Raw genomic sequence first — 16,865 nt, 5'->3', positions numbered from 1 at the left:
ACCCGTGCCCCTCGCTGCCCGACCCCGCCCCTCGCGGCTGCTCGCCCTCGCCGCACTCACCGTGGCCCTGACACCGGTGCTGCTGGCCGGCCCGGCTGCGGCCGAGGACCCGGCCGCGCCGGCGGAGGTGGCCGCCGGGGACGTCGTCGTCGGCGAGCTGGTCCAGGCGTGGGCCGACCCGGAGCACCCGGGACCGGCCGCCGCCCCGGCCCCTGAGCACACCGACGAGGGGCTGCTGAGCTGGATCGACGTCCCCGACGGCGAGTCGGTGCGCGTGCCGACCGAGGACGTCGCCGACCTCGACGTGGGTGCCACCGTCGAGGTCACCGTGGGCGGCGAGGTCCGGGACGAGGCAGCCGTCGAGCAGGGACTGGCGCCCGCCCGCGAGGTCGTCGACGCCCAGGTCGTGGCCCCGGCGGAGACGGCCGCCACCACCGCCCCGCACACCAACGGCGTGACCGTGGTGATGGTCCAGCCCGGCGGCCAGCCGAGGGACGGCACCACGCTGGCCGACGTCGTCGCGGCCGTGGACGGCCCGGTGCGCCAGTTCTGGCACGAGCAGAGCAACGGCGCGATCACCGTCGCCGTCACGGCCCAGCACGACTGGATCAGCACGACGGCCGACTGCCGCACCCCGTCCGCCCTGTGGCAGGAGGTCGCCGGCCACCCCACGGTCGGCTGGGCCGGCGACCCGGGCGAGCACCTGCTCGTCTACGTCCCCTACGCGACCCCGTACTGCTCCTACGGCCTGGGCACGATCGGCTCGGGCGTGGGCGACGGCGGCCTGGTCTACGTGCAGGACACGACCACCTCGGTGATCGCCCACGAGCTCGGGCACAACTTCGGCCTGGGCCACTCGTCGGCGGTGCAGTGCGACGCCTCCCCGGAGTCGGCTCCGTGCCGGACGACCGAGTACTGGGACTTCTACGACGTCATGGGCATCTCCTGGGACCAGGTCGGCTCGCTCAACGCCCCGCACGCCGAGCGGCTGGGCCTCCTGCCCTCCTCGGCCCAGCGGACGGTGTCCGCGTCCGTGCAGGGCGGGACCTTCGTGCTCGCCCCGATGGGCGGCCGCAGCGGCACCCGCGTGCTCGCGCTGACCGCGGGCAGCACCCGCTACTGGGTCGAGTACCGCGCCGCCGTGGGGCGGGACAGCTGGCTGTCCGACCCGTGGACGAACTACGGCCTGCAGCCCGGCGTCCTCGTGCACGTCGACGGTCCGGGGCCGACCAGCGACACCTCGCTGCTGCTCGACAGCACCCCGGCGGCCCAGGCGGACTGGGACGCCGACGAGCAGACCGTGCTGCCCGAGGGCAGCAGCATCGCGCTGGGCGCCGGCTTCTCGCTCAGCGTCACGAGCGCCTCGGCGTCGGGCGCGACGGTCGACGTGCGGACGGCGGCCGGCGGCCCGGCTCCCGAGACGCCGATCGGCGCGCTCCACCGCCAGCTGGGCGGGGCGAGCGGCCGGCTCGGGTCACCGACCACCGCCGAGCGGTGCGGCCTGCGCGACGGGGGCTGCCTGCAGGAGTTCCAGGGCGGCTCGATCTACTGGTCGCCCGCGACGGGCGCCCGCGTGGTCGACGGTGACATCCGGGCGCGGTGGGGTCAGCTGGGCTGGGAGAACGGCTACTACGGCTACCCGGTCGCCGACGCCCGGTGCGGGCTGCGCGACGGGGGCTGCCTCCAGCTGTTCCAGGGCGGGTCGATCTACTGGACGCCGGCCCTCGGAGCCGTGGCGGTCGACGGCGCCATCCGGGCGCGGTGGGGTCAGCTGGGCTGGGAGAACGGCTACTACGGCTACCCGGTGGCCAACGCCCGGTGCGGGCTGCGCGACGGGGGCTGCCTGCAGCTGTTCCAGGGCGGGTCGGTCTACTGGACGGCCGCGACGGGCGCCGTGGCGATCGACGGCGCCATCCGGGCGCGGTGGGGTCAGCTGGGCTGGGAGAACGGCCGGTACGGCTACGCGGTGGCCAACGCCCGGTGCGGGCTGCGCGACGGAGGCTGCCTGCAGCAGTTCCAGGGCGGGTCGGTCTACTGGACGGCCGCGACGGGCGCCGTGGCGATCGACGGCGACATCCGCACGCGGTGGGGTCAGCTGGGCTGGGAGAACGGCCACTACGGCTACCCGCAGGCCAACGCCCGGTGCGGGCTGGTCGGGCTCGGCTGCGTGCAGCAGTTCCAGGGCGGGTCGGTCTACTGGACGCCCGCGACGGGCGCCGTGGCGATCGACGGCGACATCCGCACGCGGTGGGGTCAGCTGGGCTGGGAGAACGGCCACTACGGCTACCCGCAGGCCAACGCCCGGTGCGGGCTGGTCGGGCTCGGCTGCGTGCAGCAGTTCCAGGGCGGGTCGGTCTACTGGACGCCCGCGACGGGCGCCGTGGCGATCGACGGCGACATCCGCACGCGGTGGGGTCAGCTGGGCTGGGAGAACGGCTACTACGGCTACCCGCAGGCCGGTGCCCGGTGCGGGCTGCGCGACGGCGGCTGCCTGCAGCAGTTCCTGCGCGGGTCGGTCTACTGGAGCCCTGCCACCGGTGCGCAGGCGATCGACGGGGCCATCCGACGACACTGGGGTCAGCGCGGCTACGAGAACGGCCCCCTCGGCTACCCGGTCGCGGGCGCCGTCCGGTTGCCCAACGGCGACGCCTCGCAGCGCTTCCAGGGCGGCACGCTCCTCTGGTCGGCTGCCACCGGCCAGGTGCGGGCGTACTGACCGGCGGCCGGGGACGTCCCGGCCGCCGGTGCGCCGGCTCAGTCCGCGTCGGCGATGGTGCAGAGGACCGCGCCGCTGGTGACGCCGGCGCCGACCTCGGCCGTCAGGCCGGTCACCGTGCCGGCCTTGTGCGCCACGATCGGCTGCTCCATCTTCATGGCCTCGAGGACGACGACGAGGTCGCCGGCCTGCACCGAGGCGCCGTCCTCGACGGCGACCTTGACGATCGTGCCCTGCATCGGCGAGGTGAGGGCGTCCCCGCCGGCGGCCGGCCCGCCGTGCCCGGAGCCCCGCTTGCGCGGCTTCGCGCCGCCGCCCGCGGCCACCGGCGCGCCACCCGCCGCGGCCAGGCCGGCGGGCAGCGAGACCTCCAGCCGGCGGCCGCCGACCTCGACGACGACGGTCTGCCGCGGCGCCTCCGAGTCGGCCTCGGCCGGCGCGGCGGAGTAGGGCGGGACCTGGTTGTCCCACCCGGTCTCGATCCAGCGGGTGTGCACGGAGAACGGCTCGCTGGTGAATGCCTCGTCGCGCACCACCGCGCGGTGGAACGGGATCACCGTGGGCATGCCCTCGACCACCAGCTCGTCGAGCGCGCGGCGGGCCCGCTGCAGGGCCTCGGTGCGGGTGGCGCCGGTGACGATCAGCTTGGCCAGCATCGAGTCGAACGCGCCGGCCACCTCGCCGCCGGTCTCCACGCCGGAGTCCCAGCGCACGCCGGGGCCCTGCGGGATCTCCAGGCGGGTCACCGGGCCCGGGGCGGGCATGAAGTTGCGACCGGCGTCCTCGGCGTTGATGCGGAACTCGATGCTGTGCCCGCGCGGGACCGGGTCCTCGGTGACCTCCAGGGGCAGCCCGTCGGCGATGCGGAACTGCTGGCGCACCAGGTCGATGCCGCTGGTCTCCTCCGACACCGGGTGCTCGACCTGCAGCCGGGTGTTGACCTCGAGGAAGGAGACCGACCCGTCGGCCCCGACGAGGTACTCGACGGTGCCGGCGCCGTGGTAGCCGGCCTCCCGGCAGATGGCCTTGGCCGACTCGTGGATGCGCGCCCGCTGCTCGTCGGTGAGGAACGGCGCGGGCGCCTCCTCGACCAGCTTCTGGTTGCGCCGCTGCAGCGAGCAGTCGCGGGTGCCGACGACGACGACGTTGCCGTGCGTGTCGGCGAGCACCTGCGCCTCGACGTGCCGCGGCTGGTCGAGGAACCGCTCGACGAAGCACTCGCCGCGGCCGAAGGCGGCCACGGCCTCGCGGACGGCGGAGTCGAACAGCTCCGGGATCTCCTCCTCGGTGCGGGCCACCTTCAGGCCACGCCCGCCACCGCCGAAGGCGGCCTTGATGGCCACCGGCAGCCCGTGCTCGCGGGCGAAGGCGAGCACCTCGTCGGCGCCGCCGACCGGGTCCTCGGTGCCCGGGACGAGGGGCGCCCCCACCTTCATCGCGATGTGCCGGGCGGCGACCTTGTCGCCGAGGTCGACGATCGCCTGCGGGGAGGGGCCGATCCAGGTGAGCCCGGCGTCGAGCACGGCCTGGGCGAAGCCGGCGTTCTCCGACAGGAACCCGTAGCCGGGGTGGACCGCGTCGGCGCCGGACCGCTCCGCCGCGTCGAGGACCTTGTCGATCACCAGGTAGGAGTCGCCGGGCGTCGTCCCCCCGAGGGCGAAGGCCTCGTCGGCCGCCCGCACGTGCAGTGCGTCCCGGTCGGGCTCGGCGTAGACGGCGACGCTGACCAGCCCCGCGTCCCGGCACGCACGCGCGACACGGACGGCGATCTCCCCGCGGTTGGCGATCAGGACCTTCTGCACCGACGACTCCCTCGCTCGTGGACCGCCCGGACTGTAACCAGCCGTCCGGTGCGTTCCCGAGCCAGGTCGAGTCCCCGGCCGGGTCACCAGCCCGTGTCGTCGAGCACCTCGGCGAACCAGGGTGCCATGGTCCGGACGTAGCTCGCGCCCAGGTGGTTGCTGTCGTGGTAGACGCGGACGTTGCCCACCGCGACGCTGCACGTCCCGTCCCCGTTGCAGAGCAACGGGACGACGTCGAGGTCGCGGACGAGGTCCCGCGGCGCCGCGGCCGCGGCCAGCGGGTTCTCCGGGGCGTACGCGTCGGCCTCGACGACGTCGCAGGCGCGCACGTCCTCCCCGGCGCGCTCCAGGCAGTCGTTGGGGTCGAGGCCGAAGCGGGCGTTGTCGCGCGCGACCAGGACCGGGATCCCCGCGTCGGTGAGCGCGTCCCAGGCCGCCTGGTAGCCCTCCGGCACCCGCTCGGCGGGGGAGTCCTCGGCGGCCCGGCTGCCCACCGTCACGACGAGGTGCGGCGGGTCCCGGCGCAGGACCTCGACCAGCTCCCGGTTGTGCCGCAGGCAGTCCCGGTAGGCGCCGGGGTCCCCGGCCAGGTGCTCGGGGTCGAGGCTGAACGCGCAGCTGCCGCGGGTGGCGGTGACCACCTCGTAGTCGCGGCTCTCCGCGATCTCGGCCACGGCGTTGGTGAGCTGGTCGGAGTGCGAGTCCCCGACGACGACCACGCGCCGGGCCTGGCTGCCGCCCACCGGGACGGTGCAGTACCGGACGATGCTGCCCGTGGGCGTGCTGCACGACCACCCCGGGACGTGCTCCCGTGCCCACCACGTGGTGTCGTCGCCGGTGGCGGTGGCGGCCGGCACGAGGGTCGCGTCGGCGGCTCCCTCGTAGACGAAACCGTCGGCCAGCGCCAGCGCGCCGGGGTGGTCCGGGTCGTCGGCCTGGACGGAGACCGGACGCCCGTCGACGTGCACGTACCCGGCCCAGACGGAGGTGAGGACCAGCAGTGGCGCGACCCAGCGGGCCGTCGTCCGCACCGCCCCGTGCGGGCGGACGGATCCAGCCGCGGCGGCGGCCCGGGGCCCGGCGGAGAGGCGGTCGACGAGGACGGCGGTGCCCGCGGCGAGGGCGACCGAGAGGGCCACCACGCAGAGGCCGCCGCGGAGGCCGGGCGCGTCGCGGTCGGTCGCCTCGAGGTACAGGACGAGCACGGGCCAGTGCCACAGGTAGAGGGCGTAGGACCGGGCGCCCAACCACTGCGCGGTCCGGGTGTCCAGGACCCGGTCGGCACCCCAGCGGCTGCCCGTCCGGCCGGCCACCAGGACCGCCGCGGCACAGAGCACCGGCCACGCGGCCAGCCAGCCCGGGAAGAGGGAGGACACGTCGACGGAGGCCCCCAGGGCGACCAGCCCCAGGACCCCGGCCCACCCCAGCACCACGCGCGTGCGGCGGCCGGGAGCGAGGGAGGCGGCACCCAGGGCGAGCAGGCCGGCGGCGGCGAACTCCCACAGCCGGGCCAGCGTGTCGAAGTAGGCGACCTCCTGCCGGGCGTCCGTGGTCACCACTGAGTAGGCGAGCGACAGCACCAGGACGACGGCCAGCACGCCGGCGACCGCGCGCCGCACGCCGTACCGGCGGCCCAGCAGTGCCACCGCGGCCGACACCAGGACCAGCCAGAGCAGGTGCACCTGGACCTGCACCGACAGCGACCAGAAGTGCTGCACGGGGCCGGCGGTGCGGTGGTCGGCGCCGTAGTCGACGGCCGCGCGGGCGAGCGCCCAGTTCTCCAGGTGGAACAGCGATGCCGGGAACTGCGGGATCGTCGCCACCCACCGCGACCGCGGCAGCAGCACGACCGACGCGACGAGGGTGACCGTGAGGACCACGGCAGCCGCGGGCGTGAGCCGGCGGGCCAGGCGCGACACGTGTGACCGGACGTCCACACGACCGGATGCGGCCGCCTGGCGCACCAGCGACGTCGTCAGGAAGAAGCCGGTCAGGACGAAGAACACGTCCACGCCACCGGAGACCCGTCCGATCCACACGTGGTAGACGACGACGAGGGAGACGGCGAGAGCGCGCAGTCCCTCCACCTCCGGCCGGGCGAGGGGGACCGGCGGCGCGCCGGTCCTCGGGCGGGTCGAGGTGCTGATCGGCACGAGCGGAGCGTCTCCAGAGCGGGCGGGGGCGTGGCGGTCGGACCGGGCGGCGGCCGGCCAGGCGGAGGTCACGACGAGGACCCCCTGCTCCCCATGATGACCGGCCGCCGCCCGTGTCCGCCCTCGCCGTGGGGGCCGTGCTGTGACGGGTGGACCGGGCGGGACGCACGGGACGGCCTGGACCCCGTCCTCGACCCCTGGCCGGGCGTCGGCCGGCCGACCGGGTCACCGTCGTGACCCTGATCGGCCCGGGCGCCGTTCCCGAGCTGCTGAGACAGCGCTTCGCCGGGCTCGGCGGGTCGACGCCACCCGCGCCCCGACCGCGGAGGGGACCTGCGTCGGGCGGCGTCCCGGGCGCGCCCTGGCCGCCCGGTCGCGGGCGTGTGAGCGCGCTGTCGACCTGCCCGTCGCGTGACCGCCGTGGGCGGTCAGCGCCGCCAGAGGTCGGTGATCGTCAGCCCGCGCCGGCCCAGCTGCTCGCGCAGCGCGGCCAGGGACAGCCCCACCACCGACGCCGGGTCGCCCTCCACCCGCCGGACGAACGGCGCGCCCAGGCCGTCGAGGGTGAAGGCGCCGGCCACCGCCAGCGGCTCCCCGGTGGCCAGGTAGGCGTCCACCTCGGCCGCCGTCGGGGTGGCGAAGTGCACGACCGTCGAGGTGACGACGACGTCGCGGGACGCCACCGACCCGCCCCGGACGTCGAGCAGCGCCTGGCCGGTGTGCAGGGTGCCGCTGCGGCCGGACATCCGCCGCCAGCGCTCCCGCGCCTCGGCCGCGTCGGCCGGCTTGCCCATCGCCTGGCCGCGGAACTCCAGCAGCGAGTCCGCGCCGACGACGAGCGCGTCGTCCTCCCGCCCGGCGACGGCGGCGGCCTTGGCCGCGGCCAGCAGGGCGACCCGTTCGGCGACGCGCGGCGCCGTCACGGTGGACTCGTCGAGGTCGCTGACGACGACCTCGGGCGCGAGACCCGCCTGGCGCAGCAGGGCCAGCCGGGCCGGGGACGCCGAGGCGAGCACCAGCCTCCGCGCTTCGGTCACGCGAACCTCCCGGAGGCCCGCCAGCCGCCGGGGCCCGGCCGCACCGGCTGCCGGTGCGCGTCGCCGTACGAGGCCCAGGCGCCGACCGGGACCGGACGGCGGCGCGGCCGGCCCCGCTGGGCCAGGGCGGCGACCACGACGGTGAGCGCGGCGAGCTCCTCGTCGCTGGGCTCGCCGCGCACGACCCGCAGGAGCGGTCGCTGCTCGGTCACAGCGTCATCCCCCGCTCCGCGAGGCTGCTCGCTCCGCTCCCCGGTCGCCGGCGCTCCCTGCGGTGCTCGCTCACAGGGGGATGTTCCCGTGCTTCTTGGGTGGCAGCGTCTGCCGCTTGTTGGCCAGCAGCCGCAGCGCCTTGGTGATCTCGATGCGGGTCTCCGAGGGGCGGATCACCTGGTCGACGTACCCGCGGTCGGCCGCGACGTACGGCGACAGCAGCGTGTCCTCGTACTCGGTGATCAGCTCGGCGCGGCGGGCGTCGGGGTCCGCCGCGTCGGCGAGCTCGCGCCGGTACAGGATGTTGACCGCGCCCTGGGCCCCCATGACGGCGACCTGCGCGGTCGGCCAGGCCAGGTTGAGGTCGGCGCCCAGGTGCTTGGAGCCCATGACGTCGTAGGCGCCGCCGTAGGCCTTGCGGGTGATCACGGTGATCTTCGGGACGGTGGCCTCGGCGTAGGCGTAGATCAGCTTCGCGCCGCGGCGGATGATCCCCTCCCACTCCTGCGAGGTCCCCGGGAGGAAGCCCGGGACGTCGACGAAGGTGAGCACCGGGGTGTTGAAGGCGTCGCAGGTGCGCACGAAGCGGGCGGCCTTCTCGCTGGCGTCGATGTCCAGCGTGCCGGCGAACTGGGTGGGCTGGTTGGCCACCACGCCGACCGGCCGGCCCTCGACCCGGCCGAAGCCGACGACGATGTTGGGCGCGAACAGCGCCTGCACCTCGAGGAACTCGCCGTCGTCGAGGACGTGCTCGATGACGGTGTGCATGTCGTAGGGCGTGTTCGCCGAGTCGGGGACGACCGTGTCGAGCTCGTGGTCGGTGTCGCTGACACCGTCCGGCGTGGTGTCGGCGGGGGCGACCTCCACGACCGGCAGCGGGTCGAGGTTGTTGCTCGGCAGGTGGGACAGCAGCGCCTTGACGTAGTCGAGCGCGTCGGCCTCGTCCTCGGCCAGGTAGTGCGCGACGCCGGACCTGGTGTTGTGCGTGCGGGCGCCGCCGAGCTCCTCGAGGGAGACGTCCTCGCCGGTCACCGTCTTCACCACGTCGGGGCCGGTGATGAACATCTGGCTGGTCTGGTCGACCATCACGACGAAGTCGGTGAGCGCGGGGGAGTACACGTGCCCGCCGGCCGCGGCGCCCATGACCAGCGAGATCTGCGGGATGACCCCGGAGGCGTGCACGTTGCGCCGGAAGATCTCGCCGTAGAGGCCGAGGGAGACCACGCCCTCCTGGATGCGAGCGCCGCCGCCCTCGTTGATGCCGATCACCGGGCAGCCGTTGCGCATCGCCAGGTCGAGCACCTTGGTGATCTTCTCGCCGTAGACCTCGCCGAGGCTGCCGCCGAAGACGGTGACGTCCTGGGAGAAGACGCACACCGGGCGGCCGTCGACCGTCCCGTACCCGGTGACGACGCCGTCGCCGAAGGGGCGCCTGGCCTCCATCCCGAACGTGGTGGAGCGGTGGCGGGCGAACTCGTCGAGCTCGGTGAACGAGCCCGGGTCCAGCAGCGCCTCGATGCGCTCGCGGGCGGTCATCTTGCCCGCGGCGTGCTGCTTCTCCACCGCCCGCTCGGAGCCGGCGTGCACGGCCTCCTGGACGCGGCGCTCGAAGTCCGCCAGCTTGCCGGCGGTCGTGTGGACGTCGATGTCACCGGGCACGTCCTCGCCGGCGCTCTCCCGTTCAGCCGCAGTCACGGGGCCGTAGCGTAGGGGAGTGCCCGACGCGTCCCTCGCCCGCTGGTCGGAGCTCGACCGCCCGCCCCTGGACGCCCCGACGCTGCAGGCGGCCCTCACCCGCGACAGCCGGCTGTGGCGCTCGGTGGAGGTCGTCGAGGAGGTCGGCTCGACCAACGCCGTCCTCCTCGAGCGGGCCGGCGACGACGCCGGCGAGGGCCTCGTCCTCGTCGCCGAGCACCAGGCCGCCGGCCGCGGGCGGCTGGCGCGCACCTGGGCGTCGCCGCCGCGGGCCGGGCTGACCGTCTCGGTGCTGCTGCGCCCCGACGTGCCCGCGGCCCGGCGCGGGTGGCTCCCGCTGCTCACCGGCGTGGCGCTGGCCGAGGCCGTCGGCGAGGTCACCGGCGTGCGCTCCTCGCTCAAGTGGCCCAACGACCTCCTCGCGGTGGACGGCGCCAAGCTGGCCGGCATCCTGGCCGAGGCGGTGTCGGCCCCCGCCCACCCGGCGGTCGTCGTCGGCACCGGACTCAACGTCTCCACCCGGCGCGAGGAGCTGCCCCCGACCGGGTCGTCGCTGGCGCTGGTGACCGGCGCCCCGGTCGACCGCGCGCCGGTGCTGCTGGCCTACCTGCGGGCCCTGGAGCGGCGCTACCTCGCCTGGACCGCCGCGCTCGGCGACCCGGTCGCCACCGGCCTGGCCACCGACTACCTCGCCTGGTGCTCCACCGTCGGCGCCGAGGTCACCGTCGCCCTGCCGGACGGCTCGACGCTGTCGGGCACCGCCACCGGCGTCGACTGGGACGGCCGGCTGGTGGTGTGCACCCCGGACGGGACCGTGGAGCTGGCCAGCGGCGACGTGCAGCACGTGCGGACACGCCCGCCGGGAGCCTGACGCACCGCCTCCGCTCGGTCATCCTGGCGGGGTGCCCTTCCCCGACAAGCTCCTCGCCGACGACGAGGAGGTCGTGCGCCACCTGCACCCGCACTGGACGACGCTGTTCTGGCCGGTCGTCCGGTTCCTGGTCGTCGTCGGCGCCGGCTCCTACCTGGCGGCGCTGGTGCCCGCGGGCCGCCAGCAGGGCGTGCTGCGGCTGGCGCTGCTCGCCGTCGCGCTGGTCCTGCTCGCGGTGCTCGTCGGCCGGCCGGTGCTGCGCTGGCGGACCACCTCCACCGTGCTGACCACCGAGCGGCTGCTGCTGCGCGAGGGTGTGCTCGCCCGCAGGGGCCGCGACCTGCCGCTCTCGCGCATCACCGACGTGTCGTTCTCCCAGACGCTGTGGGAGCGGCTCGTGCGCTCGGGCACGGTGACCGTCGAGTCGGCCGGCGAGGGCGGCCCCACGGTGCTGCGGAAGGTGCCCGACAGCGCCGGCACCCAGCAGCTGATCGTCGTCCTCGTCGAGGAGGACGCCGACCGCGGTCCTCAGGCCGGCCGGCCGGCCGGGGTCGAGCGGGTGACGACACCCCTGTGACTGCCGTGCACGATTCGTACCCATCTGCCAACGGATCGTCGCGACGCTGTCTCCACTTGGCCTGAAGTCGTGCCCGGTCCGCTCCTAGTGTCCCTCGACAGCGGAGGGCGACGGGCTCCTCCCGAACGGCGAGGAGCGCCATGCCAGCGCGGGACGGTGCGAGGCAGGCCCCACGGTGTGACATCCGGTCGCTCACCGGTCTGCGGTTCGTGGCAGCGACCTGGGTGGTGCTGCTGCACTTCGAGCCCTACGCCGGCGCCTACCTCGACCAGCTGCCCCTCCTCCGCGCGATCGTGAGCGCGGGATGGACCGGGGTCGAGCTCTTCTTCGTGCTCAGCGGCTTCGTCCTCACGCTCAACTACGCCGACCGCATGGGCCGGCGGCTCCGGGTCCGCGCCACGCTCGAGTTCGCCCTGAACCGTTTCGCGCGGGTGTGGCCGGCCTGGGCCGCCGTCACCGTCCTCATGGGGGCGTGGATCTGGGCGGTGCGCGCCGCCGGCTGGTCGAGCGACGTGGTCGTCCCACACCCTCCCGTCGACGTCCGTTCCGTGCTCGAGCAGCTGACCATGACCCAGATGTGGGGCCGTCAGGATCTGCCAGGCGCGAGCTTCGTCCTCCCCGGGTGGTCGATCAGCGCCGAGTGGGCCGCCTACCTCGCCTTCCCACTCGTGGTGTTCGTGCTGTTCCGGTTGCGCCGGCTGCCCGCGACGGTCCTGCTGGCGCTGTCGGTGGCGGCCATGGCGCCGCTGTTCCTCATCGCCGTCAACGAGGGCAGGTCCGACCTCGACCAGCACTGGGGGCTGCGCATCGCCTGCGGGTTCACGGCCGGGGCCCTCGCCGCTCTGGCCGTCCGGCGCACGAGGCGCACCCCGCGGACCGATGCCCTGGCCCCGGTCCTCACCTGGGTGGCGGTGGTCCTGATCGTCGCGGGGGCGCTGTGGGCGTCGTGGCGGCAGGCGGGGGACTGGGGGCACAAGTACTCCGGCGTCGTCGTCGTCCTCTTCCCGCTCCTGGTGGTCGGGCTGTCGCTCACCGACCGTGGGCCCGCCCGGTGGCTGTCCAGTGACACGTGCGTCTACGGCGGGAAGATCTCCTACGCGCTCTACCTGGTCCACTTCGTGGTCCTCGACGTCACGATCACCTGCCTGTGGCAGGACGAGAGCCGCGGGCAGACGACGGCGGAGCTGGCTCTGGCGGTGCCGGCGCTCGTCGTGGGGTCGTTCGTCGCGGCCGCCGCGCTCCACCACGGCGTCGAGGAGCCCGCGCGACGGCTGCTGCTGCGCCGGCTCGGTCGCCGCCTCGTCCCCGCGCCCGCCGTGCAGGTCCCCGCACCGAGGATCGCCGCGGTCCGCGTCCCCGCCCCGCCGGCGACCCTCCTCGCGCCGGCCCTCCTCGCGCCGACCCGGAGTGCCACCGGCCGCCCGCGGCCGGCCTCGGACCGATCCCGCGGCGTCCTGCGGGTGTCCCCCGGTCAGGGGGCCGGATCGGCTGTCCTGACCGACACGGTCGAGCGGCCCGGGCCCGTCCGTGTCCGACCCTCGGCCTAACGTCCGGCGACATGCGGCTGCTGCACACCTCCGACTGGCACATCGGGCGGTCGCTGCACGGCGCCGACCTGCTCGCCGAGCAGGAGGCGGTGCTCGGCGGCCTGGCCGGCGTCGTCACCTCCGAGAGCGTCGACGTCGTCGTGGTGTCCGGTGACGTCTACGACCGCGCGGTCCCCTCGGCCGACGCGCAGGCCGTCCTCGACCGCGTGGTCGAGCGGCTGCTCGCCGCCGGTGCCACCGTCGTCCTCACCCCGGGCAACCACGACTCCGCCCGCCGGCTGGGCACCTTCTCCGGGCTGCTGACCAAGGCCGGCCTGCACGTGCGGGCCGCCACCTCCCGGCTCGACGAGCCCGTGCTGCTCTCCGACGCGCACGGGGAGGTCGCCGTCTACGGGCTGCCCTACCTCGAGCCCGAGATCGCCCGGCACGAGCTCGGGCTCGCCGTCGGGGAGGGCGGGCGGGCTGGTGGCGCCGCGCGCAGCCACGAGGCGGTGCTGCGGGCGGCGATGGACCGCGTGCGCGCCGACCTGTCCCTCCGCCCGGGGGCGCGGTCGGTGGTGCTCGCGCACGCCTTCGTCGGCGGCGGCGTCGCCAGCGACAGCGAGCGCGACATCTGCGTCGGCGGCGTCGACCTGGTGCCGGCCGCGGTGTTCGACGGCGTCGACTACGTGGCGCTGGGTCACCTGCACCGGCCCCAGTCGCTCAGCGACCGGCTGCGCTACAGCGGCTCGCCGATGGCCTACTCCTTCGGCGAGGCGGGGCAGGCCAAGCAGGTGTGGCTGGTCGACCTCGACGCCTCGGGGCTGGCCGGCGTGCGCGCCGTGCCGCTGCCGGAGCCCCGGCCGCTGGTGGTCCTCACCGGCACCCTCGAGGAGCTGCTCGACGACCCGGCGCACGCCGCGGCGGAGGAGGCGTTCGTGTCCGCGCGCCTGACCGACGGCGTCCGCCCGACCGACCCGATGCGCAAGCTGCGCGCCCGCTTCGGGCACTGCGTGCACCTGGAGTGGGTCGGCGGCGGGGGAGGCGGCGACGGCCGCAGTTACCAGGAGCGGCTGCGCGGCCGCGGCGACGTCGACGTCGCCGGCGAGTTCGTCGCGCACGTCCGCGACGGGGTGGGCACCACCCCCGCCGAGCGGGACCTGCTGGCCCGGGCGCTGGGCGCGGCGGCCCGCGAGGAGCCGGCCCGGTGAGGCTGCACTCCCTCACCCTCACCGCCTTCGGCCCGTTCGCCGGGACCGAGACCCTCGACGTCGACGAGGTCGCCCGCGACGGGCTGTTCCTCCTGTGGGGGCCCACCGGCGCCGGCAAGACCACGCTGCTCGACGCGGTGGTGTTCGTGCTCTACGGCACCGTCCCCGGCGCGCGGGGCGAGGCGCGGCGGCTGCGCAGCGACCACGCCGACGCCGCCACCCGCACCGAGGTCTCCTGCGAGCTGACCCTGGCCGGCGAGCGGCTGCTGGTCACCCGCCGGCCGGAGCAGACCCGGCCGAAGCGACGCGGCGCCGGGGAGACCACCGAGCAGGCGCGGCTGACCGTGCAGCGCTGGTCCGGCGGGGGCTGGGCGCCGGTCAGCACCCGCATCGACGAGGGCTCGGAGTACCTGCGGGTGCGGCTGGGCCTGTCGGCCGAGCAGTTCTGCCAGGTGGTGCTGCTGCCGCAGGGCGACTTCGCCCGCTTCCTGCGCGCCGAGCCGGAGGACCGCGGGCGGCTGCTGCGCACCCTGTTCGACGTCGACCGGTTCGCCCGCGCCGAGGAGTGGCTGGCCGGCGAGCGGCGGGCCGCCGACGAGGCGCTGCGGGCCGACCGGCACCGGGTCAGCACGCTGCTGCACCGGGTCGCCCAGATCGCCGACGTCGAGGTCCCCGAGGAGCTGGCGCCCGAGCTGGTCGGCGCGCGCCCCGGCGCGTCGGTGGGGACGTGGGTGCGCGAGGTCCGCGCCCGGGCGGCGGAGCGGCAGGCCCGCGCCGCGGCGGCGGCCGAGGCCGCGGCCGCCGACGGTGCCCGTGCCGACGGGGAGCTGGCCGCGGCCCGGGCGCTGGCCGACCGGCACGCCCGCCGCGACCGCGCCCGCACCGAGCTCGAGCGGCTCACCGCGCGGGACCCGGAGCTGGCGCCGCTGCGGGCCCGCGCCGACGCCGGCCGCCGCGCCGAGGCACTGCGTGACGTCCTGGGCACCGCGGCCCGCACCGCGCCGGCCGCCCGGCAGGCCACCGCCGCGCGGGAGGCCGCCGCGGCGGCGTGGGGTGCGGTCGCCGGTGGGCGGGAGGCCACCGCCGAGACGGCCCGCGAGCTGCGCGACGCCGCCGCCGCGGCCCGGGCGCTGCTGCCCGAGGCGGGCCGGGCCGCCGGGCTCGCCGCCGAGGTCAGCCGCCTGGCGCGGGAGGTCCAGCGCCTCACCACCCGCTGCGCCGACGGCGCCCGCGCCGCCGAGGACGAGCCGGCCCGGGTGGCCGCCGCCCAGGAGCGGCTCGAGGCCGCCCAGGCCGCCGCGGCCCGCCTGCCCGGCGTGGCTGCCGCCGAGGAGGCCGCGGCCGCCGCGCTGGACGCCGCCACCCGCGCCGCCGCGGTCGCCGATCGGCTCGACCGCGCCCGCGCCGACGCCGACGCCGCCCGGCTGGCCTGGATCGCCGCCCGCGAGCGGCTGGTCGACGTGCGCACCGCCCGACTGGAGGGCATGGCCGCGGAGCTCGCCGCCGGGCTCGCCGACGGCGCCGACTGCCCGGTGTGCGGCTCGACCGAGCACCCGCGGCCCGCGGTGCCGGCCGGGTCGTCGGTGACCGCCGACGACGAGGAGCGGGCGCGGGCCGCGGTCGACGCCGCCGACGAGCGCCGCACCGCCACCGGCCGGGTCGTCGAGGAGCGCCGGCGCGAGCTCGCCGTCCTGCGCGAGCGGGCGGGGGAGCGCCCGGCCGGGGAGCTCGCCGCCCTGGCGGCCGCCGCCCGCGCCGAGCGGGCCGGGGTCGCCGCGTGGGCCGCGGACGTCGAGGAGGCCCGCCGCGCGCTCGCCGCGGCCGAGGCCCGGCGCGACGCGGCCGCCACCGCGCTGGCCGCCGACCGCGAGGCCCTGCAGCGGTGCACCGCCGAGCGGGGGGCCCGCGCCGACGCGCTCGCCGAGCTGACCGCCCGGCTCGACGCCGCCCGCGGCGAGGACGCCGACCTGCCCGCCCGGGTCGCCCGGCTCACCGCCTCGGCCGAGCGGTGCGAGGCCGTCGTCGCCGCCGCCGAGGAGGAGCGCCGGGCCCTGACCGCCGACGCCGAGGCGCGGGCGGCCGCCGGGGAGCGGGCCGCCGCGGCCGGCTTCGCCGACGCCCGCGACGCCGCCGCGGCCCTGCTGGCCGGCGGGGAGCCGGCCGCGCTCGACCGCCGGCTGCGCGAGCACGACGAGGCCCGGTCGGTGCTGGCCGCCACCCTCGCCGACCCCGAGCTCGCCGACCTCGGCGAGCGGCCCGACGTCGCGGCGCTGCAGGCCCGCTGCGCGGAGCTGACCACCCGCCGCGAGGAGGCGGTGACCGCGCTGGACCAGTCGCGCCGCTGCGCCGCCGCGCTCGACGGGCTGGCCGGCGAGGTGGTCGCCGCCGAGGTCGAGCTCGCCGAGCGCCGGGCGCGCGCCGACCAGGTGGGCGGCCTGGCCGACCTGGTGGGGGGCCGCGGCGCCAACACCCTGCGGATGCGGCTGCAGTCCTTCGTGCTCGCCGCCCGGCTCGAGCAGGTGGCCGAGGTGGCCAGCCGGCGGCTGCAGGAGATGTCACGCGGGCGCTACACCTTCCTGCACAGCGACGCGCTGGGCCGCCACGGCGCCCGGGGCGGCCTGGGCCTCGACGTGCTCGACGAGTACACCGGCACCCGGCGGCCCACCAAGACCCTCTCCGGCGGGGAGAGCTTCATGGCCTCCCTCGCCCTGGCCCTCGGGCTGGCCGACGTCGTCACCGCCGAGGCCGGCGGCGTGCAGATGGACACGCTGTTCGTCGACGAGGGCTTCGGCACCCTCGACGCGCAGGCGCTCGACGCGGTGATGACCGTGCTCGACGAGCTGCGCCGGGGCGGGCGGACCGTCGGCGTCATCAGCCACCTCGAGGAGCTGCGCACCCGCGTCACGACCCGGCTCGAGGTCGTCGCCGGCCGGTCCGGGTCGCGCCTGGCGGGCTGACCGTCGTCGGGCCCGACGCGGGGATCGGTCGCGCGACGAGGCCACCAGACCACGGTGCGCACGCGTGGAGAAACGTACAGTCAGGTCATGCCCGATCCCGGTGCTCG

The 16,865-nt window shown here is 76.5% G+C and carries 11 protein-coding genes; 6 read left to right on the top strand and 5 right to left on the bottom strand.

What is annotated here, in order from left to right; genetic code table 11:
- Positions 1–4 precede the first annotated feature (4 nt).
- Positions 5–2,716, top strand: coding sequence for a M66 family metalloprotease (locus BMZ33_RS05570; protein WP_091108563.1), 2,712 nt, complete (start codon positions 5–7; stop codon positions 2,714–2,716).
- Positions 2,717–2,754: 38 nt separating this feature from the next.
- On the opposite strand, the gene BMZ33_RS05565 is transcribed toward BMZ33_RS05570, so the two are convergent.
- The 5 genes from BMZ33_RS05565 to BMZ33_RS05545 all read right to left on the bottom strand — a co-directional run bounded on the left by BMZ33_RS05565 (position 2,755) and on the right by BMZ33_RS05545 (position 9,616).
- Positions 2,755–4,518, bottom strand: a complete 1,764-nt coding sequence (locus BMZ33_RS05565) for an acetyl/propionyl/methylcrotonyl-CoA carboxylase subunit alpha (protein WP_091108562.1) — start codon at positions 4,516–4,518, stop codon at positions 2,755–2,757.
- Between the two features lie 83 nt (positions 4,519–4,601).
- Positions 4,602–6,671 carry an acyltransferase family protein gene (locus BMZ33_RS05560; RefSeq protein WP_169063936.1) on the bottom strand — a complete coding sequence of 690 codons (2,070 nt, stop codon included), beginning with the start codon at positions 6,669–6,671 and terminating at the stop codon, positions 4,602–4,604.
- Positions 6,672–7,099: 428 nt separating this feature from the next.
- On the bottom strand, positions 7,100–7,708 hold the full coding sequence (locus BMZ33_RS05555; protein ID WP_091108560.1) for a Maf family protein: 609 nt from the start codon (positions 7,706–7,708) through the stop codon (positions 7,100–7,102).
- Positions 7,705–7,920, bottom strand: coding sequence for an acyl-CoA carboxylase subunit epsilon (locus BMZ33_RS05550; protein WP_091108559.1), 216 nt, complete (start codon positions 7,918–7,920; stop codon positions 7,705–7,707). Before BMZ33_RS05550 ends, BMZ33_RS05555 begins: the two co-directional genes overlap by 4 nt.
- A gap of 70 nt (positions 7,921–7,990) precedes the next feature.
- Complete coding sequence (locus BMZ33_RS05545; RefSeq protein WP_091108558.1) at positions 7,991–9,616, bottom strand: acyl-CoA carboxylase subunit beta; 1,626 nt, start codon at positions 9,614–9,616, stop codon at positions 7,991–7,993.
- Between the two features lie 19 nt (positions 9,617–9,635).
- On the opposite strand from BMZ33_RS05545, the gene BMZ33_RS05540 reads away from it, so the two are divergent.
- The 5 genes from BMZ33_RS05540 to BMZ33_RS05520 all read left to right on the top strand — a co-directional run bounded on the left by BMZ33_RS05540 (position 9,636) and on the right by BMZ33_RS05520 (position 16,758).
- Complete coding sequence (locus tag BMZ33_RS05540; protein WP_091108557.1) at positions 9,636–10,487, top strand: biotin--[acetyl-CoA-carboxylase] ligase; 852 nt, start codon at positions 9,636–9,638, stop codon at positions 10,485–10,487.
- 31 nt (positions 10,488–10,518) lie between these two features.
- Positions 10,519–11,064, top strand: coding sequence for a PH domain-containing protein (locus BMZ33_RS05535; RefSeq protein WP_091108556.1), 546 nt, complete (start codon positions 10,519–10,521; stop codon positions 11,062–11,064).
- A 140-nt stretch (positions 11,065–11,204) separates the two neighbouring features.
- Positions 11,205–12,611 (top strand): acyltransferase family protein, encoded by a 1,407-nt coding sequence (locus BMZ33_RS05530; RefSeq protein ID WP_091108555.1) that lies wholly within the window; start codon positions 11,205–11,207, stop codon positions 12,609–12,611.
- A gap of 11 nt (positions 12,612–12,622) precedes the next feature.
- Positions 12,623–13,801, top strand: a complete 1,179-nt coding sequence (locus BMZ33_RS05525; protein WP_091108554.1) for an exonuclease SbcCD subunit D — start codon at positions 12,623–12,625, stop codon at positions 13,799–13,801.
- Positions 13,798–16,758 (top strand): AAA family ATPase, encoded by a 2,961-nt coding sequence (locus BMZ33_RS05520; RefSeq protein WP_091108553.1) that lies wholly within the window; start codon positions 13,798–13,800, stop codon positions 16,756–16,758. Before BMZ33_RS05525 ends, BMZ33_RS05520 begins: the two co-directional genes overlap by 4 nt.
- Positions 16,759–16,865 lie beyond the last annotated feature (107 nt).

This window comes from Geodermatophilus dictyosporus, from assembly GCF_900115505.1.
In the GTDB taxonomy this organism is placed as follows: Bacteria; Actinomycetota; Actinomycetes; order Mycobacteriales; family Geodermatophilaceae; genus Geodermatophilus; species Geodermatophilus dictyosporus.
This window is presented reverse-complemented; position numbering and strand designations above follow the sequence as displayed.